At 62.2% G+C, this 25,897-nt stretch carries 24 protein-coding genes and 2 tRNA genes; 16 read left to right on the top strand and 10 right to left on the bottom strand.

Annotation, left to right across the window (positions count from 1 at the left end):
- The first annotated feature begins 87 nt into the window (after positions 1–87).
- The 4 genes from ACT6XY_RS03870 to ACT6XY_RS03855 all read left to right on the top strand — a co-directional run bounded on the left by ACT6XY_RS03870 (position 88) and on the right by ACT6XY_RS03855 (position 3,857).
- On the top strand, positions 88–819 hold the full coding sequence (locus tag ACT6XY_RS03870; RefSeq protein ID WP_444747013.1) for a GntR family transcriptional regulator: 732 nt from the start codon (positions 88–90) through the stop codon (positions 817–819).
- A gap of 87 nt (positions 820–906) precedes the next feature.
- A complete protein-coding gene (locus ACT6XY_RS03865) occupies positions 907–1,905 on the top strand; it encodes a sialic acid TRAP transporter substrate-binding protein SiaP (RefSeq protein WP_444747012.1) in 999 nt (332 codons plus the stop codon).
- A gap of 96 nt (positions 1,906–2,001) precedes the next feature.
- Entirely contained in the window at positions 2,002–2,580 is a 579-nt protein-coding gene (locus tag ACT6XY_RS03860) for a TRAP transporter small permease (protein ID WP_444747011.1), read from the top strand.
- Entirely contained in the window at positions 2,577–3,857 is a 1,281-nt protein-coding gene (locus ACT6XY_RS03855; protein WP_444747010.1) for a TRAP transporter large permease, read from the top strand. Before ACT6XY_RS03860 ends, ACT6XY_RS03855 begins: the two co-directional genes overlap by 4 nt.
- Before the next feature lie 81 nt (positions 3,858–3,938).
- Here the strand turns inward: ACT6XY_RS03855 and ACT6XY_RS03850 are convergent, their stop codons facing one another.
- From ACT6XY_RS03850 to ACT6XY_RS03830, 5 genes are all read right to left on the bottom strand, one after another.
- Positions 3,939–4,421 (bottom strand): hypothetical protein, encoded by a 483-nt coding sequence (locus ACT6XY_RS03850; protein WP_444747009.1) that lies wholly within the window; start codon positions 4,419–4,421, stop codon positions 3,939–3,941.
- A gap of 402 nt (positions 4,422–4,823) precedes the next feature.
- Positions 4,824–4,913, bottom strand: a tRNA-Ser gene (locus ACT6XY_RS03845).
- A 161-nt stretch (positions 4,914–5,074) separates the two neighbouring features.
- The gene (locus tag ACT6XY_RS03840; protein WP_444747008.1) at positions 5,075–5,695 is read right to left on the bottom strand and encodes a hypothetical protein; all 621 of its coding nucleotides are present in this window, start codon (positions 5,693–5,695) and stop codon (positions 5,075–5,077) included.
- Positions 5,696–6,192: 497 nt separating this feature from the next.
- Positions 6,193–6,720, bottom strand: a complete 528-nt coding sequence (locus tag ACT6XY_RS03835; protein ID WP_444747007.1) for a hypothetical protein — start codon at positions 6,718–6,720, stop codon at positions 6,193–6,195.
- Positions 6,721–6,790: 70 nt separating this feature from the next.
- Positions 6,791–7,771 carry a restriction endonuclease gene (locus ACT6XY_RS03830; protein ID WP_444747006.1) on the bottom strand — a complete coding sequence of 327 codons (981 nt, stop codon included), beginning with the start codon at positions 7,769–7,771 and terminating at the stop codon, positions 6,791–6,793.
- A 91-nt stretch (positions 7,772–7,862) separates the two neighbouring features.
- Between ACT6XY_RS03830 and ACT6XY_RS03825 the strand changes: the two genes are divergently transcribed.
- The 6 genes from ACT6XY_RS03825 to ACT6XY_RS03800 all read left to right on the top strand — a co-directional run bounded on the left by ACT6XY_RS03825 (position 7,863) and on the right by ACT6XY_RS03800 (position 16,286).
- A complete protein-coding gene (locus ACT6XY_RS03825) occupies positions 7,863–9,413 on the top strand; it encodes a type I restriction-modification system subunit M (RefSeq protein WP_444747005.1) in 1,551 nt (516 codons plus the stop codon).
- On the top strand, positions 9,410–10,585 hold the full coding sequence (locus ACT6XY_RS03820; protein WP_444747004.1) for a restriction endonuclease subunit S: 1,176 nt from the start codon (positions 9,410–9,412) through the stop codon (positions 10,583–10,585). The genes ACT6XY_RS03825 and ACT6XY_RS03820 overlap by 4 nt, the downstream gene beginning before the upstream one ends.
- A gap of 6 nt (positions 10,586–10,591) precedes the next feature.
- On the top strand, positions 10,592–11,125 hold the full coding sequence (locus tag ACT6XY_RS03815; RefSeq protein ID WP_444747003.1) for a hypothetical protein: 534 nt from the start codon (positions 10,592–10,594) through the stop codon (positions 11,123–11,125).
- Between the two features lie 118 nt (positions 11,126–11,243).
- Positions 11,244–14,663, top strand: a complete 3,420-nt coding sequence (locus tag ACT6XY_RS03810) for a DEAD/DEAH box helicase family protein (RefSeq protein WP_444747002.1) — start codon at positions 11,244–11,246, stop codon at positions 14,661–14,663.
- Between the two features lie 1,038 nt (positions 14,664–15,701).
- A complete protein-coding gene (locus ACT6XY_RS03805) occupies positions 15,702–15,884 on the top strand; it encodes a hypothetical protein (protein WP_444747001.1) in 183 nt (60 codons plus the stop codon).
- Between the two features lie 3 nt (positions 15,885–15,887).
- Positions 15,888–16,286 (top strand): type II toxin-antitoxin system death-on-curing family toxin, encoded by a 399-nt coding sequence (locus ACT6XY_RS03800; protein WP_444747000.1) that lies wholly within the window; start codon positions 15,888–15,890, stop codon positions 16,284–16,286.
- Between the two features lie 406 nt (positions 16,287–16,692).
- Here ACT6XY_RS03800 and ACT6XY_RS03795 read toward each other — a convergent pair whose 3' ends face one another.
- The 4 genes from ACT6XY_RS03795 to ACT6XY_RS03780 all read right to left on the bottom strand — a co-directional run bounded on the left by ACT6XY_RS03795 (position 16,693) and on the right by ACT6XY_RS03780 (position 19,759).
- Positions 16,693–17,103 carry a hypothetical protein gene (locus ACT6XY_RS03795; protein ID WP_444746999.1) on the bottom strand — a complete coding sequence of 137 codons (411 nt, stop codon included), beginning with the start codon at positions 17,101–17,103 and terminating at the stop codon, positions 16,693–16,695.
- A 257-nt stretch (positions 17,104–17,360) separates the two neighbouring features.
- Entirely contained in the window at positions 17,361–17,693 is a 333-nt protein-coding gene (locus ACT6XY_RS03790; RefSeq protein ID WP_444746998.1) for a hypothetical protein, read from the bottom strand.
- 541 nt (positions 17,694–18,234) lie between these two features.
- Positions 18,235–19,224: a site-specific integrase gene (locus ACT6XY_RS03785; protein ID WP_444746997.1), complete on the bottom strand. Its 990-nt coding sequence runs from the start codon at positions 19,222–19,224 to the stop codon at positions 18,235–18,237.
- 445 nt (positions 19,225–19,669) lie between these two features.
- A tRNA-Ser gene (locus ACT6XY_RS03780) sits at positions 19,670–19,759 on the bottom strand.
- Between the two features lie 433 nt (positions 19,760–20,192).
- On the opposite strand from ACT6XY_RS03780, the gene rplU reads away from it, so the two are divergent.
- The 5 genes from rplU (at position 20,193) to mog (ending at position 23,204) form a co-directional block, all read left to right on the top strand.
- Positions 20,193–20,858, top strand: coding sequence for a 50S ribosomal protein L21 (rplU, locus tag ACT6XY_RS03775; RefSeq protein ID WP_444746996.1), 666 nt, complete (start codon positions 20,193–20,195; stop codon positions 20,856–20,858).
- A gap of 70 nt (positions 20,859–20,928) precedes the next feature.
- The gene (gene rpmA / locus ACT6XY_RS03770) at positions 20,929–21,198 is read left to right on the top strand and encodes a 50S ribosomal protein L27 (protein ID WP_444746995.1); all 270 of its coding nucleotides are present in this window, start codon (positions 20,929–20,931) and stop codon (positions 21,196–21,198) included.
- Between the two features lie 161 nt (positions 21,199–21,359).
- Positions 21,360–22,007, top strand: a complete 648-nt coding sequence (locus ACT6XY_RS03765) for a GNAT family N-acetyltransferase (RefSeq protein ID WP_444746994.1) — start codon at positions 21,360–21,362, stop codon at positions 22,005–22,007.
- Between the two features lie 58 nt (positions 22,008–22,065).
- Positions 22,066–22,668 carry a GNAT family N-acetyltransferase gene (locus ACT6XY_RS03760; protein WP_444746993.1) on the top strand — a complete coding sequence of 201 codons (603 nt, stop codon included), beginning with the start codon at positions 22,066–22,068 and terminating at the stop codon, positions 22,666–22,668.
- Positions 22,665–23,204 (top strand): molybdopterin adenylyltransferase, encoded by a 540-nt coding sequence (gene mog / locus ACT6XY_RS03755; RefSeq protein WP_444746992.1) that lies wholly within the window; start codon positions 22,665–22,667, stop codon positions 23,202–23,204. The genes ACT6XY_RS03760 and mog overlap by 4 nt, the downstream gene beginning before the upstream one ends.
- Positions 23,205–23,217: 13 nt before the next feature.
- On the opposite strand, the gene ACT6XY_RS03750 is transcribed toward mog, so the two are convergent.
- Complete coding sequence (locus tag ACT6XY_RS03750; protein WP_444746991.1) at positions 23,218–24,384, bottom strand: acetyl-CoA acetyltransferase; 1,167 nt, start codon at positions 24,382–24,384, stop codon at positions 23,218–23,220.
- Positions 24,385–24,659: 275 nt separating this feature from the next.
- Here ACT6XY_RS03750 and ACT6XY_RS03745 point away from each other — a divergent pair.
- Positions 24,660–25,897 (top strand): D-alanyl-D-alanine carboxypeptidase family protein (locus tag ACT6XY_RS03745; RefSeq protein ID WP_444746990.1); only part of this gene is annotated, 1,238 nt, incomplete at its 3' end.

The following is a 25,897-nucleotide window of genomic DNA, read 5'->3' as shown; positions in this document are numbered from 1 at the left end:
CGCCCACACCCCCATCGGAACCCCAGACAATGCGGTTGCATGTCTGATATATTATGCGTACCGTCCTCTTCCGAGAGGCGGCGGATCGTGCTGAGCTTGGTGTTCAACGGCGGGGATAGGGGCGCGCAGCGGAGCCAGACGGCCGCCGCGGTGATCCATGCGCTGCTCCGCGACGAGATCATGTCGCTCCGGCGCAAGCCGGGCGAGCCCATTGTCGAGAAGGAGATTGCGGCCGCCCAAGGGGTCAGTCGCACGCCTGTCCGCGAGGCCCTGCTGCGGCTCGCCGACGAGGGGCTCGTCGACATCGTGTCGAAGTCCGGCACCTATGTGTCGCGCATCCCGCTCGCCGCCCTGCCCGAAGCGATCACCATTCGCCGGGTCCTCGAGCAGCTCGCGGTGCGCGGCGCGGTCGCCTCGGCGACGCCCAGCCAGATCATCGAGCTGCGCGCTATCCTCGTCCGCACCGCCGAGGCGGCGGAAGCGGGCGACACGGAAGCCTTCCATCGCGCCGACGAAGCCTTCCACGAGGCGGTGGCGACCGCCGGCCGGCATCCCGGCGTCTGGGCCCTCGTCCGCCACGTCAAGCTTCAGGTCGACCGGTTCCGCCGGCTGACCCTTCCGCTCGAGGGCCGCATGGCCCGCGTCGTCACCGAGCACGAGGCGGTGCTCACCGCCATCGAGGCGCGCGACGCCGAGGCGGCGGCCGCGGCCATGGGCGCCCATGTCGACGGCCTGTCGCTCGGGCTCGACGACCTCAAGCGGTTCAACCCCGGCTATTTCCTGGAGGATTCGGCGCGCTCCGACCTGAAGCGCGCCTGAGGGCATGCACCGGCACCCCTGCGGGGCCGGCAACAAGCGGCGGACCAAACCGCCCGACCACCACAACACGGGTAGGGAGGACACCCAATGACCAGCATTTCACGCCGCAACGCGCTCATCGCGGGCGCCGGCTTCGCCACCTTCGCCGCCACCCCGCTGCGGGCCCAGCAGGTGAAGCTGAAATGGGCCCATGTCTATGAGACGGGCGAGCCCTATCACACCGAGGCGCTCTGGGCCGCGGGCGAGATCGCCAAGCGCACCAACGGCAAGTACCAGATCGACGTCTTCCCGGCGTCCCAGCTCGGCAATGAGAACCAGATCAACGAGGGCCTGTCGCTCGGCACCGTCGACATGATCTACACCGGCGTCGCCTTCGCCGGCTCGATCCACAAGCCCATCGCCATTTCGAACGCGCCCTACGTCCTGCGCGACTTCGACCATTGGAAGGCCTATCGCGACTCGCCCCTGTTCCGGCAAATCGCCTCCGGCTACGAGGGCCGGACCCGCCACAAGGTCACCGCGCTGACCTATTATGGCGAGCGGCACGTCACCGCCAACAAGGCCATCAACAAGCCCGAGGACATGCGCGGCATGAAGCTGCGGGTGCCGCCGGCGCCGCTGTTCCTGATGTTCACCAAGTCGGTCGGCGCCAACGCGACGCCCATCGCCTTCGCCGAAGTCTATCTGGCCCTCCAGCAGGGCACGGTGGACGGCCAGGAGAACCCGCTTCCCACCATCATGGCGAAGAAGTTCTACGAGGTGCAGAGCCACATCATGCTCACCGGCCACATCACGGAGTCGCTCCTCTCGATCGTCGGCTCGCATGTCTGGGGCCGCCTGAACGACGCGGAGAAGGCGACGTTCAACGAGGTGCTGCTGCAGGCCGCCTCGCGCGCCTCGAACCAGATCCGCGAGAGCGAGCAGAAGCTGGCCGACGAGTTCCGCAAGCTCGGCAAGACCGTGGTCACGCCCGACCGCGCCGCCTTCCGCGCCGCCGCCATGCCGCTGCACAACGATGCGGCCTCCGGCGCCGGCTGGTCGAAGGCGGAATACGACGCGCTGCAGGGCCTCGCCCGCTCGAGCTGATCCAGGCTCCGGGAAGCGCCGCCTGCGGGCGGCGCTTCCGCACCGCCCCTGTCACCATCCGACTTCCACAGCGGCTTCGCGCCGCGAGGACATGCCATGTCACCGAACCCGCCGCCTGCCGGGCAACCGAGCGACGACGTCCATCTCATCGTCGCGGAGGACGAGGAGGTCGTCGTCGAGAAGCACGTCGAGGACTGGATGGCGATCGCCCTGTTCTGGGTCCTCGCCTTCATCGTCTTCCTGCAGTTCTTCACCCGCTACGTGCTCAACAACAGCCTGTCCTGGACCGAGGAGATCGCCCGCTACCTGCTGATGGTGCTCGTCTTCGTCGGCGGCGCCATGGTGGTGCGGCGCAACACCAACATCGCCGTCGAGCTGGTGCAGAACGTCATGCGCGACGGGCCGCTGAAGCGCACGCTGATCGGTGCCGTGGAGGTGACCAAGCTCGTGTTCATCGGCCTGCTCGCCTGGTTCGCGGTCCTCATCACCGAGCGGATGCACAACCTCTACATGACCGTCTTCGACTGGCCGATGTCGCTGGTCTACGGCGGCATCGCCATCGGCTGCTTCATGATGGTCGTCCGCCAGGGGCAGATCGTCTGGCGCGGCGCCCGCACCGGCTTCCGCCGGCCCGATCCCCTCAGCTCCGACACCAAGGCCGGCGGCACGCCATGACCATCGTCATCTTCATCTTCTTCGTGGCGCTTCTCGCGGGCATTCCCGTCTTCATCGCTCTCGCGGGGTCAGCGCTCTACTACACCCACTTCGTCGCCCTGATCCCCGACTTCGTGGTGCTGCACCGCATGGCGGGCGGACTCGATTCCTTCCCCCTTCTGGCGGTGCCCTTCTTCATCCTCGCCGGCAACCTGATGAACTCCGCCGGCATCACCAATCGCATCTACGACTTCGCCGTGGCCTCGGCGGGCTGGATGCGCGGCGGCCTCGCCCAGGTGAACATCGTGGGATCGGTGATCTTCGCGGGCATGTCCGGCACAGCCATCGCCGATGCGGCAGGTCTCGGCACCATCGAGATCAAGGCGATGAAGGACCACGGCTACTCGACCGAGTTCGCCGTCGGCGTCACCGCGGCGTCCTCGACCCTCGGGCCGATCATCCCGCCTTCCCTGCCCTTCGTCATCTACGGGATGATGGCCAATGTCTCGATCGGCGCGCTGTTCCTCGGCGGCGTCATCCCCGGCCTCTTCATGACCGCCAGCATGATGCTCTTCGTGTGGTGGTGCGCACGCCGCTACAACATGGGCCGCGACCAGGTCTTCCGCTGGAAGGTGCTGGGCATGACCTTCATCTCCGCCCTGCCGGCCCTGCTTACCCCGATGATCATCATCCTCGGCATGACCTTCGGCTGGTTCACGCCGACGGAGGCGGCGATCGCCGCCTGCACCTGGGCGCTCATCCTCGGCTTCGTGCTCTACCGCTCGCTGACCTGGAAGCAGCTCTACAAGGTGACGCTCGACACGATCGAGACCACCGCCAGCGTCCTGCTCATCGTCGCCGCCGCGTCCCTGTTCGGCTGGGTGCTGACGACGACGCGGCTCACCGAACTGGCGGCCGAGGGCCTGCTGTCGATCACCACCAACCCCTATGTCATCCTGGTTCTCGTCAACATCCTGCTGCTCATCGTCGGCTGTTTCCTCGAGCCCATCGCCTCGATCTCCATCCTGGTGCCGGTGCTGATGCCGATCCTGCTGAAGGTCGGCATCGACCCGATTCATTTCGGGGTGATGATGACGCTGAACCTGATGATCGGCCTGCTCCACCCGCCGCTCGGCATGGTGCTCTTCGTGCTGGCGCGAATATCGGGAATGACGGTCGAACGAACGACGGTGGCCATCCTGCCGTGGCTGATACCGCTGCTCTTCTCGCTGGTGGCGATCACCTTCATCCCCGAGCTGACGCTCTGGCTGCCACGCACCATGGGCCTGACGAAGTGAGGTGACCCCTCAGCCCGATCGCCCGCCCGCGACGCGGCGGGCGATCGTTCGGCCCTCTCTCGTCTGCTGTCCTGCGCGCGATCAGTTGCCCAGCGCGCTGCGCACGCAACGGCGCACCACGGCCCAGGCGGCGGCGCCGCGATTGGTGAGATCGACACTGTTCCGCTGCCCGTTGGACAGGATGAACTCATAGTTGCCGTTGGCCATGATCCGCTCGACCCCATTGGCCGGGATCCCGGTGAACCACCGGCGACTGCCGTTCGCCTCGGCGGTCACCTGCCAGGTGGCGCCGTTCGAGACGATCCTCGAGTTGGGAAATCGGACACGCAGCCCCTGCGCGGCAAGGCTGAGATAGGCCTCGCCGTTGTTGCGCTGGGCCACGATCGCTCCAAGCCCATCCGAACCGGTCATGGCCCTGCAGTTCACATAGCCGCTCGATTCGAGCTCGCTCGTGAACCGCCAGCCCGGCACGTTGGCATTGACGGGTTGCTGCTGGGCAAGGGCTGCACTGGCGAGCAACGAGGCCGACACGACGGTGGCCAGGAAAAAATGGCGAGCACCCATCAGATCTCTTTCCAAAACATCAGGCCAATTGGCGTCGGGAGGCTAACGGTGTCAGGCAACCATCGACAATACGTGAGGGACGGTATGGGGCTTCAGGGGTCTTACTGATCACGGCCCGCGAGAAGCCCGCACGTTTTCCCGATCGCGGGCAAGCACCGTCCTCGCGCCACCGCCGGGAGGTCCTGCGCGGGCGTCGTCACGGGTCCACGTGACCGCGCCGCGGATATCATAGGGATTCCTGCCGGCCCGGGGTGGCCGCCCGATGCCCTTTCGATCCTACCTGATCGACACCGGCGGACGCGCTTGCACGGATCGATGGCTCGGTGGAGCGAAGACGGACTGCACCCGCGAGGGTAAGGCACCCCACGAGCGCAAAAATCGACCAGCGATTTCAAAAGGGATTGGCGGAGAGGGAGGGATTCGAACCCCCGATACGGTTGCCCGTATGCCGCATTTCGAGTGCGGTGCTTTCAACCACTCAGCCACCTCTCCGCGGTCGCATGGCGATGGATGAGGACCATCGCCGACTGTTGAAGCGATGCGCGACATAGCGGAACGGGGCGGAATGGGGAGGCGCAGTGTGGCCGGTTGGTGCCGTGGTTCTCTGGAAGTTCAGCAAGCGCCGAGTTGCCCGCGGGCAACAAGAAGGAATGCTAAGCCGCTCGGATCTGTGATGAGTATCGGGGGTGCGGCGGAATTTCATCTACCGTTTCTTCGCGACTGTAGTTGTGCTCCTCGCCTCCGCGGAACGCCCAAGCGCGATGCGGTGGGGAAAATGACGCTTGGAAGCCGTAGATGTAATGCCGACCGAAGGCGTCATCGTAGCGAACAAACCCTTTGAACAGGACTCGTTTGCCAGTGAAGGCTGGCCACACAGTCAACATTTCAAAGCCTTTCCCCTCCTTGATGAGGTTGGCCGCGACCTTGTAAGGCTCAGAGGCATTCACTACGGTTCCGATCGGCAGCAATCGGCCCCTGTCCTCGTAGGGGTTTAAAGCGACGACAGGCTCGCTACCGTCGAGAACTTCAAATTTCTCACAGACCTCATAAAGAAATGCGGGTGTTTTTCCCGCGTTACAGATCCGATACCTGATACGACTACGCTCTATTTCTAATTGACCGTCTTCCAGGAGCTCTATTCCCGGCTCATCGATCTTAAGATACAGAAAGGGTCGCTCAGCATTGATCAGGGTCGCGACTTGAGATCTTGCGGCCTTGGCGGCACGACTGCCGGCTAGTGCGGCCCAAGCACTGAAACCTGTAGCAAGAACCACGAAAACGAGACCCGCGACCCCGAGGTAGAACTGCCTCCATGCGACATTCGCGGACTCCTCCGCAGCCTTTGCGGACCGTCGCGTTTCGCAGAGATTGGCCTCTTCGGCGGTCTTTGGCTTCTCGCAATCTGGGCGGTATGAGCCGGAGCCAGTTTCCCTCTTCTCCGGGACTAGGATGGGGGCGAGGAAGATGACTTGCGACGGAGGGGGGTTCCGCCCCAGCGGAACACTTTGGCCTGCAACGAGGCGCCCATCGTCGACCGCGGTCTGTCCTAGGCCACGATCGCTTTGTGCGAGCGTTTTGCTCGACCCTAGAGCTAGGCCACTTAACGCGCATAAAATCAAAATTGCTGTGATGCATCGACCAAACGCACGCTGGTGCTTTCGATGGTCAAGAGACATTGGATAGGCGCCTTGCGGTTGATCTTATGCGAGTTTGCGTTCTGTTTCCAAAGGCTAGATGCGGAATGGGGGGCGCCGCGTGGTGCCTGTAGCAGCTACTGCTTGTAGAAGTGCGACGAAGGCAATGGCCTTATTGCCCAGTGATAACCCACTCCCTTTCCAGGACGAATGACGTGCAGTTCGCTTTCTTGATATTCGTGTAGGCCATAGCCCGATGGTGAGACTAAATTCCTTATCGGGCGATGACCAAAGTCTTCGACGAAAAATTGGATGAGATCAGCTTCAACTTGCTCGCAGATTGCCCCCGATCGTCTAACACGAGGTTCACAAAAATATATCTTGATCCGGAGTCCTTGTATCTTATTGGAAAGTTTCGGTATCCAGCTTTTCAAATGAGAGGTTATTCGAGCTTGCGCTTTTCCCTTCCCAATGTAGGCTACAGGAGAATGCTCATTTCCATAAGAAAATGAGTAAGGACGCATGACACGTATGACGTAAACTGCCTGATTTGATGTAAGTTTAGCCATCTTGCCGGCATCTACTGATTTCCGCAAAGCAACCCAGCCTGAGATTTCTGCAGCTTGGAACTCGATGGACTCCCATCTCAGGCGAACGCTTGCCATTGTCTTCTCCCCCCCAAACAGTCCGACTGAACCGAAGATGATTCTGATATCCTGCAACTGAGTTAGCCCACTAAGACGGCCAGTAAATCCGCTTCAGTGGCACGAGCTGGCGGGTCTCCGTGTCGAGCTTGTCGTAGTGCTCGATCAGAGCCTCGACCAGATTCTCGATGGTCATGAGCGCCATCGGCATGTTTGCCCGCTCCGCCTCGTAATAGGCCTCCTTCGTGAAGCCGCCGGTAGAAACATAGAGCCCACGATCCTGGGCGTGGCGATGGCCCCCGATGAAGCTGCGGATGGCAGGCGCTCCGATGGCGCCTTGCCGATGTTTCACCTCGACGATGATCTTCGGAGCCTGGAAGCCGAAGCCGTCTGGGGACGCCACGATGTCCTTGCCCCGATCCGGGCCGACCGGCGAGATCTGGGTCTTGTAGCCCATCGCTCGGAGAAGCCCGGCGACGAGATCCTGCATCTCCTCCCAGTCCAGAGCGGCCACGCGGTCCTTGGTGAACTCCAGCGCCTTGGCCTGGATGTTGCGGAAGACGTCCTCTTCCACCTCCGGCGCTTCGTCAGCGGCGCTCTGTTCCGCCGGCTCCTTTGACACCATTGCGCGCTTGAGGTCGTCTAGCGCGTCGGGAGAGAGAAGAAACAGGGTGGAGATGGCACCGAGCGTGTTTTTGCTGGCAACGCTCAAGAGGTCACGAGAAACCTCGCCTTGCCACTGCACCGGCCTGACATTGGGATGTTCGGGGTCGAACTTCTCATCACGACGATAGTCGCCAGAAATCTGTCCTACTAGGTAAACCCTCCGCGCGGGGTCATAGGTGACGATGGCGTCGCCGACGCTCATCTCGTTCCGGAAGCGGTAAATCTGACCTGCCGCCATCGCAGCGGCCTGAGACTTCAGGTTAGGCCAGCGCTGCCTGACGAGATTCGCGATAGCCTCCTTGGTGCTGAGCCCGGCCAGAGAGCCGATCTCATGCCATCCAATTGCGACGACACCCTGCTCCTTGAAGGCGTCGTAAGCCGCTCCATCTCGGCCTGCGCGAACCATCCAAGCTTTGCCCATGTGCACCCCAAACCATTGAACTCCACGATCTGTAACTTAGGGTTGCCCACCATGAACAGGGCGATTCGGGGACGACATGCTCACGGGTGAAATTCGCTCCAAGGTCAATCAGGTCTGGGACGCCTTCTGGTCCGGCGGGATCGCCAACCCGCTAGAGGTGATCGAGCAGATCACCTACTTGCTGTTTATTCGGGGGCTCGACGAGATCCAGACGCGCGAGGAGGAAAAGGCCAGCCTGCTCGGCCGCCCGATCGAGCGCGTAATCTTTCCAGACGGCGTCTATCGCGAAGGCCGCGGTGGGCGGGACGTGACCTATGCCGAGATGCGCTGGTCGCGGCTCAAGAATGCCGACCCGACGCGCATGTTCACCCTCGTCTCGGATTTCGTCTTCCCCTTCCTCCGGGAGATGGCCGAGGAGGGCACAGCGCACGCGGAGCACATGAAGGGCGCCCGTTTCACGATTCCCACCCCTGGCCTTCTGACGAAGGTGGTGGACATGTTGGCGGACTTGCCCATGGAGGACCGCGACACCAAGGGCGACCTCTACGAGTATATGCTCGGCAAGATCGCGTCAGCGGGCCAGAACGGTCAGTTCCGCACGCCGCGGCATATCATCAAGCTGATGGTGGAGCTGACGGCACCCACGCCCAAGGACGTCATCTGCGATCCGGCAAGCGGCACCTGCGGGTTCCTCGTCGCTGCTGGGGAGTATCTACGCGCGCACCACACCAACCTTTTTCGCGACCCGGAGCTCAGGTCGCATTTCCACAACGGCCTGTTCCACGGCTACGACTTCGACCAGACCATGTTGCGCATCGGATCGATGAACATGCAGCTTCACGGCATCGAGGGTGCCGATATCCGTTACCGGGATTCCCTGGCCTCCGGTCACGCCGACGACGCCGAAAAGTATTCACTTATCCTCGCCAACCCGCCCTTCGCTGGATCGCTAGACGAGGAGACTGCTGCGCCGGATCTCCGCGCCATCGTCAAGACGAAGAAGACCGAGCTTCTGTTCATGGCGCTGTTCCTGAAGCTGCTGAAGCCTGGTGGCCGCGCGGCAGTCATCGTCCCAGACGGCGTGCTGTTCGGCTCTTCCACGGCTCACAAGGCGATCCGCAGAATACTGGTGGACGACCATAAGCTGGACGCCATCGTGAAACTGCCGTCGGGTGTGTTCAAGCCCTACGCGGGCGTCTCCACGGCCATCGTCTTCTTCACCAAGACCAATTCCGGCGGCAGCGATCACGTCTGGTTTTACGACGTGCGGGCTGATGGCTTGAGCTTGGATGACAAGCGCCAGATGCTGGTGAGCGAGGAGAAATTCGGCCCCATCTCGAAGGCGACGCTAACGGAAGAAGAGCATGGAATGAACAACCTGCCGGATCTCGTGGCACGCTGGAAGGAGCGCAATGGCGCGGAACGCAAGAACCGGCGCACCGGTCAGAGTTTCACCGTCAGCCGGGATGAGATTGCGGCCACCGATTACGACCTTTCGCTCAGCCGCTACCGGCAAGTGACCCACGAAGCGGCCGAGCATCGCCCGCCGAAGCAGATCATTGCTCAACTCCTGGCCTTGGAGGTTGAGATTGCTGCTGGGCTGAAAGAGCTGGAGGCGATGCTTTGAGTGCACCGATAGTCCGGTTGAGCGACGTTTGCAGCAGAATATCCGACGGCACGCACCAATCACCAAGCTGGGCAACCAGCGGCATCCCATTCATTTTTGTATCGAATATACGCAATGGTAGCGTTCATTTCGACACTGACAAATTTGTCTCAGAGTTAGAATTTCGTAAGTTGACTAGATCTTGTCCTATAGATCCAGGCGACGTGCTTTACACAGCTGTGGGATCTTACGGGCATGCAGCCGTTGTCCCCGAGGGGAAGGCTTTTGTCTTTCAGAGACATATTGCCCATTTGAAACTCCGACACGATCTTGTTGACGCCAACTACTTGTCCCGAATGCTGGAGACGCCGCCTGTGAGGCGGCAAGCCGATAAACTCGCGCGTGGTGTTGCTCAGAAAACCGTCACGCTCTCTTCGCTTCGCAGTCTCGAAATCCCGCTTCCCCCCCTCGACGAGCAGAAGCGGATTGCGGCGATCCTAGACAAGGCAGACGCACTGCGCGCCAAGAACCGTCAGGCCAGCGCCATGATCGACAGCCTCACCCAGTCGATCTTCGTAGAAATGTTTGGGGACCCGGTGAGCAACTCGAAGGGGTGGGAGATCAAGCCACTGGCTGATTTTGAATTATTCCTGACAAGCGGCTCACGAGGATGGGCCGAATATTACGCAAAAACTGGCACACCGTTCATCAGGATACAGAACTTGAAAGGCGGGAAGCTGTCAACGGACGAAATCGTTTTTGTAAATTCACCTGCGAATGCCGAAGCTCGCAGAACGAGAGTTTCAGCAGGGGACGTATTGATAAGTATTACCGCTGATCTTGGACGGGTTGCTGTAGTTCCAGCCGCCCTTCATCAGTCAGCTAACGTCAATCAGCATATCGCGCTCTTTCGGCCGAAGAATATTAACCCGACATTCCTATCTAATTTTCTCGCGGGTGATGGCGGTAAGCAACAATTTGCTGCCTTGAACAGGCAGGGTGTCAAGGCGGGGCTCAATTTCGCTGATATACGGGGGTTGAAAATCATGAACCCGCCAATCGATCTTCAAGACAAATTTGAGGGACTGTTGAGATTAGTTGCGGAACGTGAGCTAACCGCGCAAGCATTCACAATTGAGACCGACGCCCTCTTTGCCTCCTTGCAGCATCGCGCGTTCTCTGGCCAGCTTTGAGAGCCTATGACGATCGGCACCTACAAGCTGACACTTCCGCCAGCCATGTTGCAGCGCGGCTTCTGGCTCTATGCCTGGCGGGTTGTGGCGCCAGACGGCTCAGAACTGGTCTATGTCGGCCGCACCGGAGACAATTCGAGCCCGAATGCATCGCCGGCCTATATCCGAATGGGGCAGCATCTGGGGTCTGCCGAGACCCAGAATGCCCTGCGCAAACACTTGCGCAACCGGGGCATCGCACCCGAGAGCTGCCGCTCATTCGAACTGGTGGCCCATGGGCCGATCTACCCCGAGGTGGAAAAGCCGGAGAGCTTCAGCCACGAGGACAAGCTGCTGCGTCTCCAGTTGATGGAGAAGCACATTCCGCTGCGGGACATAGTCGGCTCCATGGAGAAGCAGCTCGCCCTGGACCTCAAGGCCGCAGGCTACGCGCTGCTCAACACCGTGAAATGGTCTCACACCATCGATCCCGAGCTGTGGAAGCCTGTGCGCGCTGCCTTCGAGCCGCACTTCCCAAGGCTGCTGGGCGAGGCGTCGTAGGCGCACCGAAAGCATCTTCGCGTCGAGGCGCTGCGACCCGTCGACTTGCAACTTTGGGGTGACATGGGAACTATGCCGCTCACCCTCGGCGCTTGCCCCAGAGAGAGTCGATTGACGTATGTCCAACTTCGCCTTTCTCGCTGACGAGTTTCCGGACGTCTTTGACAGCGCTAAGCGGGCAGAGGGCCACGTCTCAAGCGACCCCCGCGCTGCCGCGTTCTATGCGCGCCGCGCCGTCGAACTCGCGGTGCAATGGGCCTACCGGAACGATTCGGACCTTCGCTTTCCCTACGACAGCAAGATCTCTGCGCTTATCCATGAGCCGAGCTTCCAGAAGCGGGCGGGCCAGGCGGTCTTCACCAAGGCCAAGCTCGTCATCCGCATCGGCAATCGTGCAGTCCACGAGGCGCGAGACGTGCCCCAGCGCGAAGCCTCGGACGCTCTGCGCGAGCTGTTCCACATCTGCTTCTGGCTGGCGCGGACCTATGCCAAATCGCCTCCTGCAGACGCTCAGCGCTTTGAATCTGTGCACAATGTCAGCCTTGAGGTGGTTCCAAAGCTCGCACCGGCTGACTTCCTGCGCTTGCAAACCGAGATCGATGCGCGAGACGAGGCCCTGGCTGAGCTGTTGCGCGACAGGACCCGGCTTGACGTCGAGCTGCAGGCCGCTCGCGCCGAGCGTGACCAGATTCGTCGTGCCAACGAGGCCCGCCCTGACACCCATGACTACTCCGAGGCCGAGACACGAGACCTCTATATCGACCTCCTGCTGAAGGAAGCCGGCTGGCCGCTCGACCAGCCCCGCGACAGAGAGTTCCCCGTCCGCGGAATGCCGAACAACGAGGGGCAGGGTTATGTCGACTATGTGCTGTGGGGCGACGGCGGGAAGCCGCTGGCGCTGATCGAAGCCAAGCGAACGAAGCGAGATGCTCGCGTTGGGCAACAGCAGGCCAAGCTCTATGCTGACTGCCTGGAAACCCAATTTGGTCAGCGTCCCATCGTGTTCTTCACCAATGGCTATGACCATTGGATGTGGGACGATGCGAGCTATCCGGCTCGCCCCGTCGCCGGCTTCTACAAGAAGGATGAGCTGGAGCTGCTGATCCAGCGCCGCACTTCAAAAACTGCGTTGGATGCCATTCCGGTCAATCGGCGCATCGCCGATCGCTACTATCAGGAGCGGGCGATCGCGCGGGTGAAGGAAAGCTTCGAGCTGCGCAAGCAGCGCAAGGCCCTTCTGGTGATGGCAACCGGCTCGGGCAAGACGCGCACGGTGATCGCTCTCGTGGACGTCCTCATGCGTGCCGGATGGGCCAAGCGGGTGCTGTTCCTGGCTGACCGCGTCGCTCTGGTGAACCAGGCCCTGAAGGCCTTCAAGACTCACCTACCCTCAAGTTCGCCTGTCAATCTCGTGACCGACAAGGCGGGCCAGGGTCGCGTGTTTCTCTCGACCTACCCGACCATGATGAACCTCATCGACGAGCGCAGCGGCGGCGCATCGCGATTTGGTCCTGGCCACTTCGACCTCGTGATCATCGATGAGGCCCACCGGTCAGTTTATCAGCGCTACGGAGCGATTTTCGACTACTTCGACAGCTTGCTGATTGGTCTGACAGCGACACCGAAGGATGACATCGATCGCAACACCTACGGCCTCTTCGACCTTGAGGATGGCGTGCCGACGGATGCCTACTCGCTCGATAGGGCTGTGGAGGATGAGTATCTGGTCCCGCCCGTCGCTGTCTCCGTGCCTCTGCGCTTCGTCCGCGATGGCATTCGCTACGACGACCTGTCGGACGAGGAAAAAGAGCAGTGGGACATGCTCGAATGGGACGAGGATCACGGTGATCCCCCCGACAGCGTAAGCGCCGAAGCGGTCAACAAGTGGCTCTTCAATGCCGATACCGTCGACAAGGTCCTCGTCAACGTGATGACGGATGGCCTAAAGGTCGCTGGCGGCGACCGGCTCGGTAAGACCATCGTCTTCGCCAAGAACCAGGCCCACGCCGAGTTCATCGAGCAGCGCTTCAATGCGGCCTATCCGCATCTTGCAGGCCATCTCGCCCGCGTCATCACCTTCAAGACCGAATATGCGCAATCGCTGATCGACGACTTCTCGGACAAGGACAAGGCGCCCCACATCGCGATCTCGGTCGACATGCTCGACACCGGCATCGACGTGCCGGAGGTCGTCAACCTCGTCCTGTTCAAACTCATACGATCCAAGACGAAGTTCTGGCAGATCATCGGGCGAGGGACACGTCTCTGCCGCGACCTCTTCGGACCGGGACAGGACAAGGAGTTCTTCCGGGTCTTCGACTATTGCCAGAACCTGGAATTTTTTCGCCAGAACCCCAAGCTCGATAAGGGCACCAACGGGCGATCCTTGAGCGAGAGGCTGTTCCTGGCGCGCTTCGATCTCATTCGCGCCCTGGATGACAAGGCTCAGCTGGAGAGCGCGCCAGGGCTCTCCGAGCGCGAACGTGGGTATGATCCTGGACCTGACGCTGCTCCTGACGAACCGACGATCCGGTCGAGCGCGCTCGGGTTTCTGCAGACCTACGTCGGCACGATGAATCTGGACAACTTCATCGTCCGCGGGAAGCGCAAGGCCGTCGAGAAATACCGCGCGCCAGAGGCGTGGATCTCGTTGTCTGACGAGATGCGCGAAGAGCTGATGCATGAGGTCGCTCCGCTGCCCAACGAGATGCCGGGAGAGGCGGAGGAGACCAAGCGCTTCGACCTCCTAATGTTCAACCTTGAGCTCGCCCTGCTGAATGGGTCCAAGAGCTTCGATCGCCTGAAGCAACAACTCCTGGAGATCGTCACCGCCCTCGAAGATCAAACCGCCATCCCGGCCATTGCAGCCCAGCACGAGCTGTTGCTGGAGATCCTGTCGGACGTTTGGTGGCAAGGCGTGAGCGTCCCACTCCTTGAGTTGGTTCGACTACGGTTGCGCGGGCTGGTCCAGAACATCGAGAAGGGCCGGAAGGCGATCATCTACACGAACTTCGAGGACGATCTGGGCCAGGGGGTGGTGCTCGACCTGCCTCAGATGGGCGAGGTTGATTTCGCTCGGTTCAAGAAGAAGGCGCGGCACTTCCTCCGTGAGCATGAGGATCACATCGCGATCGCTAAGCTGCGCCACGCCAAACCACTGACAACCACCGACCTCACCGAGCTTCAGCAAATGCTCCTGACAGCCGGCGTGGGCGAGCTGTCGCACATAGAGAAAGCCACCGAGATCGCCCAAGGGTTCGGTGCCTTCATTCGCTCTCTGGTCGGACTGGACCGGAGCGCAGTCGCGGAGGCATTCAGCGAGTTCCTCGGCGACAAGGCCGCGACTGCAGAGCAGATCGAGTTCGTGGAGATGGTGATCGAACATCTCATCGAGAAGGGCAGCATGGATCCTGGCTTGCTCTATGAGAGCCCCTTCACCGACATGGCTCCGGAGGGCCTCCAGCAGGTCTTCACCATGCCTCAGGCGCAGAGGCTCGTTACTGTCATCAAGGAGTTGAACGCCAGCGCGACAGCGTGAGATTGACGGCAGCGGCCCACTCGGACGGTTTCAACGGGGACAGGTAGGGCGTTCATTTTGCGTCTCGATGAGATCGAAGACGCGCCTTCAGTGAATGAACGAAATATCACGCGGCTTGCTGATGAGGACATTGATCTGGCATATGTGCCCGAGGAGTAAATTCCTCAGCCTGGGTTCTTATGGACCGTCGACGGCGCACTGAGCGATTTAAGAACGCCGCGCGCTCTAAGAGAGATATACCTTTTAGAGTCTATATTACTTAGAGGCCGCGGCTTTTCTGAAACGCTTCCGGAAACAGAGCCATCCTCTCTATCTGAGCACGCGCCGGGGCTTCTAATGTCGCTCTGTCTTTAATAGCTCCGTCTGATATCGGGCTCTGACATTGTCCGTATGTTGATCGGTCAATGTGCGCTCGGAATGCGTTGTGAGGAATATCAACGGCTTAGCACATTGATCAGTGAATAACGTTTTTCGCGGTCAACATACGATCAACATACGATAAACATTCGATAAAGGTCGGGCGACAGCGTAACAACTGGGATGGCGTCATTGTTACGCTATGGACGTAGCTTTGCGATCAAGGTCTGGCCTGGCATCGGATAACCTTCGATCAATGTGGCCTGCCTGGCCTTGGATTGCCTGGACTCATCGGCCGTGTGCCATGGTGAAGATCCCAACCCGCTTGTGGTGGAGGATTTCCAGGAGAGCTACGGCCTGAAGGATGCCTCGGGGTCTGACGATTGCCTTCGTCTATTTCGATAATGGCTGTAGTGAGCGACGGCTTGCGGCCAAGAGGATCACTCACGAGGAGGCGCTAGTCTTTGTGCGCTGTGTGAAGCGCATGGCGGATGGGGCCGGGAACCATGATGATGATGACGGTGTTGACCATAGCGGTGATCGGCGCCGATGATGTTGGCGCCGACGTTGACGCCGACGATGATGAAGGAGGTGGGCGCCGGGGTGCTCGTCACCATCATCGTTGAATTTTGGCGCTAACTGATATACGTATGCATAAGCCGATCAACCCAGGAGGTCGCCATGAGCGCTCTGAAAGCCATCGAAAGCGATTTCGACCGCGCTGACTCGGGTCGTCGCCCGGTGCTCAAGCGCCATCTGCGCATCCAGACCAACCTGCGTCTACTCTCCCATGAGGAGAAGATGGAGATTGCGCGCGGCATCATGCGCCGGGATCGTGCTATTCTCGCCGAGCTCGCCAAGTAAGGCATGCTGGTCGAGCCTCGCTGGGTCGACATCGAACAAGCCCTTCAGATACACACTGAACAGCTCGCCGAGCATGGTGGAGCTGCTGGCGTGCGATATGAAGGGCTTTTGGCGTCTGCCCTGGCGCGGCCGCAGAACCTCTATGGCTACCAGCCGGATGCGACGATCCAGGAGCTCGCCGCCAGCTATGCCCATGGATTGGCGAAGAACCACCCCTTCATTGATGGCAACAAGCGCACGTCCTACGCCGTGACCGCTCTGTTCCTGGAGATGTGCGGCTTCAGGATCGCTGTCGACGAGGGGCACATTGTTGAGACCTGGAAGATGCTTGCTGAGGGCCTGATCGATGAGGTCGACATGGCCGAGTGGTTCGACCGCTACCTTGAGCCGATCGAAACCTGAGCCTTGATGATCGTCTGTGAGCGTCAAGGGAGCTTGTGCCTCACGCAGGGCTACTCAGTGACACATAACGGGTGCGGCTCCAGCCTGTGAGCTTCCTTGTGTGATCTGGGCTATGCCTGACGTTGACGGACTGGATGTCACCTGATCACGATCAGTCGGATGTCGATCAGCCACGGAGGCGATTTTGGCGCGGATCTGGGTGTCGGTCACTTATGAGTATCGCTTGGATGGCGTGTAGACCGGAACCAGTTGGTCTGGGTATCTCGATTCAGATTCCCTCGTTGACGTTATCAGCAAGCTGGAAAGTATGCACCGGGGAGCCGAATTTCGGCATGTTCGGATCAGTAGAGGGACGATGGAGCCGACGTCGCTGCGGCTGGCTGGACCACGATGTCGGCGAGCTCGGTCACCGAAGTCCCTTTCCTCGAAACTGCCTGACAAGATCGCGATGCTGGCTCTGGAAGCGATCGGTGTGCTCCTTGAGATACAGGGCGAGAAGGCCGCAATGAAACAGCCGTCCGTCAGGCGTCATCGCCTGATAGGCCGCCCTCATGCCGACGCCAACCTTGACGATCTGGTTCTGATAGAAGGCGTCTTGATGCACCGTCATGGCGATGCGCTCAATATGCTGAACGACGGCGATAAGCTCGCGGTCATACCCATCCCAGCCGCAGACATTGTGGAGCAGGTCTCGCGCCACGGCGTAATTTGCGGCCCTTTCGAGGTCGAAAGGGCCCACTTGCTCCCGTATCGTCTGTGAGGCGCCGGGAATGACTGCGCCAGCGAGAATGCCGAGGGAAAGTGCTAGAGCTTTCAAGGCGCGTTCCAATTCGGTCTAAGTATCTAATGGTGCTGATATAAATGATAGAGAGATAAGTCGTCAAAAGGTGCTTCACTATCCACAACAGCGGTTCTTGCACGTTCACAAGCAGATGTGTCCTCGCCCAGCGCCGCCAAGTTTGCGTTTAGCGTCTTCGCCGTCGACCTACCTCATGAGCAATCATCCACGGGGTGAGGATCATCCGGGTGGTCTCTGGACACAGCGCCCACTCGGATGATCGCGGCACGCGCGCCCTAGGACTTCGCTGTAACGCCATCCGTGTGACTGGCTACCCTGTCCGACTGAAGGCGCTTCAAGAACGCGTGCACGACCGCGATCTGCTGTTGCAGGCAATCAAGTTCGCTAGTTAGCTCCTCCAACATCTCCGATCGCGGCACGACAAACCCAAGTTCATCTCTGCCGGTCCACTTGCGCTCGTGAAACTCACTCTCCATGAACGCTGAAAGAATCTGAGAAGCACTGATTTCACGGCTTGCTTCGGATTGATTTTCCAAAAGCATCAGCATAGCCCTTGCTGATCTGGTTGGAAGGTTTTGCATAATTTTTTCCTTTTCCTTTATATACACCGGAGATGGCTCTTTCTCCCTGTGCTATCAGTAATTAAGTCTGTTGATAGACAGGGAGCGATGAACAATCAGACACCGTCTGACGGCTAGAAGAAGAACCTTGCAGTTGCTAACTGCAACCAGGTGGCCACCATTGACCTGGTTTGCGGTTCCGCATCTCGATCATTGTCGATCTGGCGGTTACGAGGATGGATCCTCGCGCCCTGAACGCTGGCATAATTCTCAACCAGCTCCAGGTGGAAGGTGCGGCAACGCAGAGCTTCCATCTTTGGGTTCGCAGCAAAAACGCTGCCGGGAAGACCTAAACTGGGCGCGTCCTACACTCTCTGTAGGGGAGCTCCAGTCGATGCCCGTTCGGGTCCGGCACCCTCATCGCCAGCGTCCTGTTTTCGCTGCACGGTCGAACTTCAAAGCCGGTGGCTGCAGTGGCAAACTACAGTATGCCTATTATAGCAGTCCAACCGCACTCCTATCACCGCGATGCTTGGTCAGCGAGAAATCGTGATAATTGTTACAGTCGGCAGACCTGATACGGTTGCATTCAGCCTAGTCGACCAGCCAGGTCCGCCGCCTTCAAATGCGTATATCGGGACAACATCTTGATCTCTCGATGCCCAGAGATAGAGGCAACTTCCATGATGCCAAGACCGCGCTCAAATAGGCGTGAAACGGCTTCGTGACGGAGATCGTGAAACCTCAGACCCAAGATCCCCGAGCGCCTCAGAAGCCGCCGCCAGGCCTGCTCCAACGCACCAGCAGTGAGCATGAACGGACCAGAGGGCCCGGCGGCCTGCTCTGCCTCCATTCGGCGAAGAGCAGCCAGGGCACGAGAGGACAGTGGGACCTCTCGGGCGTCTCCGTTCTTGGTCAGGAACAACGCTGCAGTTCGCCGATCGAAGTCGATATCGGCCCACCGGAGAGAAAGGAGCTCGCTGCGGCGCATTCCTGTTTCAATTGCCACCGTGATCAAATGATCCAAGCCTGCCGTGCGACCAGAGGCGCATGCCGCCAGAAGTCGGTCTTCTTCGCCAGGTAGAAGTCGTCGGGAACGGGAATCTGAAACTGCAGGCCTTCTGATGTGCTTCACTGGATTGCGCGCGAGATGGATGCCCCACTCCCGCATTGAGACATCGACTGCGTGGCTGAGAATTGCCAGTTCCCGCACCGCAGTCGAAGGGGCAACTGTTCGCAAACGCTCGTCTCTGAAGCTGGCGACATGCGCAGGCGTCAGCGCCGCGATATAGCGATGAGCCATTTCATGACGGAGAAGGACGCCAATGCGCTGCTGCTCCTGCTTAGCGCCTCTCTTGTTGACCGAGATTTCGGCGCTATAGCGCGTCAGGATGTCACCGAGCGTGGTTTTGTCCGCGATGGCTCGATCAACAAACGTCCCCTGATCAACTTCAGCCTCGATCGCGCGCGCCCAGCGCTCGGCGTCGGACTTTGCATCGAAGCTCTTGCAGCGCGGTTTGATGCCCTTGCGACGAACCATCGCCTGCCAGCGACCTCTCAGCTTGCGAATTGTCGCCACAGACCATCTCCATGCAATGATCTCATTGCGTAGGATGCCGGTCGAGCGGTGCCAAGGTTGCCGCCTGGGCTTGCGACCGAACTGTCCACGAAACCGAGGAGCTGGTGCAGATGCTGGTGGCTCAGAAGGTCAACGATTTCATCACAGGCCTCCACGGGAGAGCCGTGTGTGATCGATGCATCTGTGAATCGATGAATTTCAATTCACATGCTCACGCTGCTCAAATCACCGGGGCGCTTGGAACGACCTCAGATTTCGAGCGCTACCTGGGAGAATGCAGTATTTGCCGGAATGCCCGCACGGTGATCAGAGCGGACTCCGCGAGAAATCTCGCCCAACGTGCCTGAAGGGTGGCCCTTGGCCCCGTAGGTCCGATCTGGGTCGCGAACAGGAACGACCCCTTCCGGGGCTACTTCGCTCAAATGATTGATATGTATGACGCTTCTGGCGGAGAGGGAGGGATTCGAACCCCCGATACGGTTGCCCGTATGCCGCATTTCGAGTGCGGTGCTTTCAACCACTCAGCCACCTCTCCGCGGTCGCATGGCGATGAATGAGGACCATCGCCGGCTGTTGAAGCGATGCGCGACATAGCGGAACGGGGCGGCGCATTCAAGCACTGCATTGGCGCAGCCGACGATTTCCGCGCAGCACGTCGCCGCTGCTGTCGCTGGCCGGCACCGGCCGCATCCCGGGACGGGCCGGGGCGGAGTGGCGCGACAGTCTGCCCGCAGGGGCGTCTGCGGGCGAGAAAAAGCCCCGGCGCTGCAGGGTTTTCCTTGACTCTCGCTGCCTTATCCATCATTGAGCCGCCTCTTGGACATTCAGCCTGGCCGTGTCGTGCGGTCAGGTCTGTGCGCCGAGCGCGAACCAACCGCCTCGCATGGGGCGGCAAGACCAAACAAGAAGACGGCCGGCCGATCCCCCGAGGGATGCGCCAAGGCCCGTCGAGACAAGGACGACAGACGATGTACGCAGTCATCAAGACGGGCGGCAAACAGTACAAGGTTGCTGCAGCCGACACGATCACCATCGAGAAGCTCGAAGCCGAAGCCGGCGACGTGGTCGTGTTCCCCGAGGTTCTCATGGTCGGCGGCGACGCCGGCATCACCATCGGCGCGCCCTTCGTGGCCGGCGCCTCGGTGTCCGCCGAGATCGTCCGCCAGGCCCGCGGCCCCAAGACCATCTCCTTCCGCAAGCGCCGCCGCCAGAATTCCAAGCGCAAGAAGGGCCATCGCCAGGACCTGACGATCGTCCGCATCTCCGAGATCCTCGTCGACGGCGCCAAGCCCTCCAAGGCCGCTGCCCCGAAGACGGCCGCTCCGGCCGCTGACGCGAAGCCCCAGGGCATCGCCGCCATGCCCGCCGCCGGCGCCATGGACTCGTCGAACCTGTCGCTGATCGCTGGCATCGGCCCGACGATCGAGAAGAAGCTGCGCGCCGCCGGTATCACCTCCTGGGAGCAGATCGCCTCCTGGACGGAGGAGGATCTCGAGGCGAAGGACAAGGAGCTCGCGCTCCGCGGCCGCGCCAAGCGCGAGGAATGGGTCGAGCAGGCCAAGGAGCTGCTGGCGGGTAAGCCGCCGCGCGCCAAGGCCGACCAGGCCGAGCAGAAATCCGGTGAGGACTGGTAAGCAGCGTCCTGCTGTTGCCATCTTCGTGAATCAGACGTCTTATAAGACATAACGGAATCGGGAGCTCCTCATGGCTCACAAAAAAGCAGGCGGCTCGTCTCGGAACGGTCGCGATTCGAATGCACAGCGTCTCGGCGTGAAGCGCTTCGGCGGCCAGGCGGTCGTCTCGGGCAACATCCTCGTGCGCCAGCGCGGCACCAAGTTCCATCCCGGCAGCAATGTCGGGCTCGGCAAGGATCACACGCTCTTCGCGACCGTCGACGGCCGCGTAGAATTCCGAACGAAAGCGAATAACCGTACCTACGTGTCGGTTGTTCCGATGATTGCCGCCGCCGAGTAACAGGCGGCACCGACATCGGAGCCGCCGGCGACTACGCCAGGCTGCTCCGCTGATCGAGGATCGAAGATCAAGGGGCGCCACGCGAGACAGCCGGCGCCCCTTTTTCTTTCGGTCCTGGAGATGGTTCCAGGCCCGGCCACCGGCGAGGGAAGGAACCTGCCATGACGTGCCTTGAAACCGAACTGGAAGGCCGCTCCGGCGGCGAATTGCTCGAGAGCTGTATGCCCGTCCTCGAGACGGAGCGGCTGGTTCTCCGTGTGCCGCGTTTCGAGGACGTCCCGCAGGTCGTGGCGATGGCCAATGACCGGCGGATTGCCGAAATGACGGCCAATCTTCCCCATCCCTATGCGGTCAAAGACGCGGAGACGTGGATCGCCAACGCCTGGACGTCCCAGGATCATCCCCTTCTCATCACCCTCAAGACCAACGGCGCGCTCGTCGGCGCGACGGGTTTCGTGATGCCCGAACTCGGCGATCCCGAAATCGGCTACTGGCTCGGCACCGCCCATTGGGGCCGCGGCTATGCGACGGAGGCCGCCCGCGCCGTCGTCGACCATCTGTTCACCGACCGCGGCGCCGAGGCCGTCGCGGCCCGGGCCCGGGTCGTCAATCCCGCCTCGCGGCGCGTCATCGAGAAATGCGGCTTCCAGTGGATCGGTGCCGGGCTCACCCGCTCGCGGCTGCTGGCGAGCTCCGTGCCGGTCGACAAGTTCCGCCTCGACCGCACGCTCTGGGCCAGCCTCAAGGCCTGGCGCGACCCGATCCTCAGGCGCACGGCGCCGAAGGTGGTCATCGGCGAGCGTTCCTGACGCGGCCCTTGCCCGGGCGGCCCGCCGGTTCCATACCGGCGGGCGCACGACGGAGGTCATGTTGTCCGCCAGTCCCTCTTCCTGGCTCGATGCCGTCCCGCTGACAACGCGGCGGCTCGTCTTGCGCCAGCCGACCTTCGCGGACGTGCCCCGCCTCGCCCTCTATGCCGGCGACTTCGACGTCGCCCGCATGCTGGTGGCGGTTCCGCACCCTTATGCGGAAGCCCACGCCTCTGCCTTCATCGGCGACGTCCTCGCCTCCAACGCCACAGGCGACTCCCTCGCGCTCGTCGTCGCCCGCCTGAAGGAGCCCCACGCGCTCGTCGGCCTGGTCAGCGTCACCCGCGAGGGGCGCGGCGCCACGATGGGATGGTGGTTCGGCCGGCCCTATTGGGGACGCGGCTTCGCCACCGAGGCGGTGGGGGGCATGACGGGCCTCGCCTTCCGTCATCCCGGCATCGACAGCCTCGCCGCCGGCGCCTTCGCCGACAACCCCGCCTCGCTGCGGGTGCAGGAGAAGGCTGGATTCGTGCGCACCGGCGAGAGCCTGCGCCAGAGCGCCGCCCGCGGGGGCAAGGTCACCCAGATCGACATGATCCTCACCCGCGACGCTTACGCCGCATTGAGCGCGCAGCCCCGGAGCGCTAAGGGACGCGCATGAGCACCCCCTCCATCCCCATCGGCGTCGTCACCGTGTCGGATCGCGCCAGCCGCGGCGTCTACGAGGACAAGGGCGGCCCCGGTATCGTCGCGGCGCTGACCGATCTCCTCGCCTCGCCCTGGCATCCGGTCGCCCGCGTCATCCCGGACGAGCGCGATGCCATCGCTGCGGCGCTGATCGCGCTCGCCGACGTCGAGGCCTGCCCGCTCATCCTCACCACGGGCGGCACCGGCCCCGCCGTCCGCGACGTGACGCCCGAGGCGACGGAGGACGTCTGCGAGAAGATGATGCCGGGCTTCGGCGAACTGATGCGGCAGGTGAGCCTGAAGGTGGTGCCCACCGCCATCCTGTCGCGGCAGGCGGCCGGCATCCGCGGCCGATCGCTCATCGTCAACCTGCCCGGCAAACCCTCGTCGATCCGCGAATGCCTCGACGCGGTGATGCCGGCCATCCCCTATTGCATCGACCTCATCGAGGGGCCGCGACTGGAAACCAACCCGGCCCATTGCATCGCCTTCCGGCCGAAGGGGGCGTGAGGAGGCGCCCCGGTCAGCGCAGCCGCTCCAGCACGCTGACGTAGTTCGCCACGGCTGCGCCGCCCATGTTGAAGATGCCGCCGAGCTTCGCGTCCTTCACCTGGATGCCGCCGGCCTCGCCCATGAGCTGCATGGACGAGAGCACGTGCATGGACACGCCGGTGGCGCCGATCGGATGGCCCTTGGCCTTCAGGCCGCCGGAGGGGTTGACCGGCAGCTTGCCGTCCTTCTGCGTCCAGCCCTCGAGGATGGCGCGAGCGCCCTGACCCTCGGCGGTAAGGCCCATCGCTTCGTATTCGATGAGCTCGGCAACCGTGAAGCAATCGTGGGTCTCGACGAAGGAAAGGTCGGAGAGGCCGATGCCGGCCTCCGCCAGCGCCTTGCCCCAGGCCTTGGTGCAGCCCTCGAACTTCAGGATGTCGCGCTTCGACATGGGCAGGAAGTCCTGCACATGGGCCTGTCCGCGGAAAGCGACGGCCTTCTTCATCTTCAGCGCTGTGGCCGTATCGGTGATGACGAGAGCCGCCGCGCCGTCGGAGACCAGCGAGCAGTCGGTGCGCTTCAGGGGGCCCGCGACGAAGGGGTTCTTCTCGCTCTCGGTGCGGCAGAAGTCGAAGCCGAAATCCTTGCGCATCTGCGCATAGGGGTTCTCGACGCCGTTCTTGTGGTTCTTCGCCGCGATCATGGCGAGGGCGTCGGACTGGTCGCCCCAGCGCTGGAAGTAGTTGTGGGCGATCTTGCCGAAGACGCCCGCGAAACCGGCCGGCGTGTCGCCGTCCTCGGGCAGGTAGGACGCCTTGAGAAGGTTCTTGCCGATCTCGGCGCCCGGCGTCTTCGTCATCTGCTCGACGCCGACGACGAGCACGACGCGGGCATCGCCCGCCTTCACCGCGCGCACCGCCTGGTGCACGGCGGCCGAGCCGGTGGCGCAGGCATTCTCGACGCGCGTCGCCGGCTTGAAGCGCAGGCGCGGATCGGCCTGCAGCACCAGCGAGGCGGTGAAGTCCTGGGGCGAGAAGCCGGCGTTGAAATGACCGAGCAGGATTTCGTCCACGTCGTCGGGACCGATGCCGGCATTGTCGAGCGCCTCGTTGGCGACCCGGATGATCAGGCTCTCGACGGTCTCGGTCTCGAGCTTGCCGAAGGCGGTGTGAGCCCAGCCGACGATGCAGGCGGTCATGATGGGATTCCCGGAACAGGTGAGGTGTCGTTACACAATAGGCAGGCGGCCGCCCTTTCGCCATCCTCCGTCCGGCGCATGGCGGAGGAGACCCGCCTCGCCCGGAAGGGCCGTCGCCATGCTTTGGCCGCGTTGAGGCTGTTGTTCGGCGCGAAGGCAGATCAACGACGACCCGCCGCGGACCCCGTCCCCTCGCCCGGCCGTCTTCGCCCTTGGCGAAACGCGCCCGAAGCAGGTAAACAGGGCCGAGGTCGCGGCGACATTCCCAAAAGGCCATGCTCTTGCGGATCAGCATCCCTTGTCTTGCCGGCGCCCTCGCGCTTTTCGCCGGTGTCTCCGCGGCGGGCGCCCAGCAGGTGGGCCCAACCATCGTCGTCGACGCCGCCACCGGCCAGGTGCTGCAGTCCGACAGGGGCGGCGCGCCCTGGCTGCCGGCCTCTCTCACCAAGATGATGACGACCTACGTCGCCCTTCGTCAGGTGCGCGCCGGCCGCGCCACCATGAACACGGGCCTCGTCGTCTCGCAGCGCGCCTTCCGCTCGGCGCCCTCCAAGATGGGCTTCCGCCCGGGCACGGTGGTGACGCTCGACAACGCACTGAAGATGATCATGGTCAAGTCGGCCAATGACGTCTCGGTGACCATCGCCGAGGGTCTCGGCGGATCGGTGGAGAACTTCGCCGCCATGATGAACGCCGAGGCGCGCCGCCTCGGCATGTCCGGCACCCGCTTCATCAATCCCAACGGCCTGCCCGGCGCCGGCCAGCAGACCACCGCCCGCGACATGGCACTGCTCGCCTACGCGATGATGCGCGAATTCCCCGAGCATTCGCTGCTCTGGCGCATGCCGGCGATTCGCTTCGGCAACCGCGTCATGCGCAACCCCAACCACCTCATCGGCCGCTACCAGGGGGCCGACGGGTTCAAGACCGGCTTCACCTGCGCCTCCGGCTTCAACGTGGTGGCCACCGCCACCCGCGGCGGTCGCAAGCTGATCGTCGTCGTCCTCGGCGCCACCTCCGCCCGCGGCCGGGCCGAGACGGCCGCAGGCCTGTTCGAGCGCCATTTCGTCTCCGGCGGCTCGGGCGTCGGCCTCGACGGCATCGCCAACGATCTCTCCTCGGCGCCGCCCAACATCCGCGACCAGGCCTGCCGCCGGCGCGGCCGCGGCCCGGTCTATATCGAGGCCGGCGAGGAGCTGGACAACGAGCCGGTCGCCGCCGCGCCGACCGATCCCGGCAATCTCACCTATGCGCAGATGATGGCCGCCTCGCAGCAGCGGCAGGGACGCCCCGGCCGCCCGGTGGGTGCCCTCGCCGCCATGCCCGGCGCGGTCGTCTCGCTGCTCGGCCCCTATCGCCCGACCATGGACCCGGTGACGGTCTCCATCGGTGGCGCCGGGCCGATGGCGAACCCTGCACCCGCCCTCGCCTCCACGGGCTCGCAGAGCGTGACGCTTCCCGCCTCCACCCAGCCGGGCGCGGTGATCGTGCCCGCAGCCCCTGTGGCACCGGC

Source organism: Phreatobacter sp., from assembly GCF_052440005.1.
Lineage (GTDB): Bacteria > Pseudomonadota > Alphaproteobacteria > Rhizobiales > Phreatobacteraceae > Phreatobacter.
This window is presented reverse-complemented; position numbering and strand designations above follow the sequence as displayed.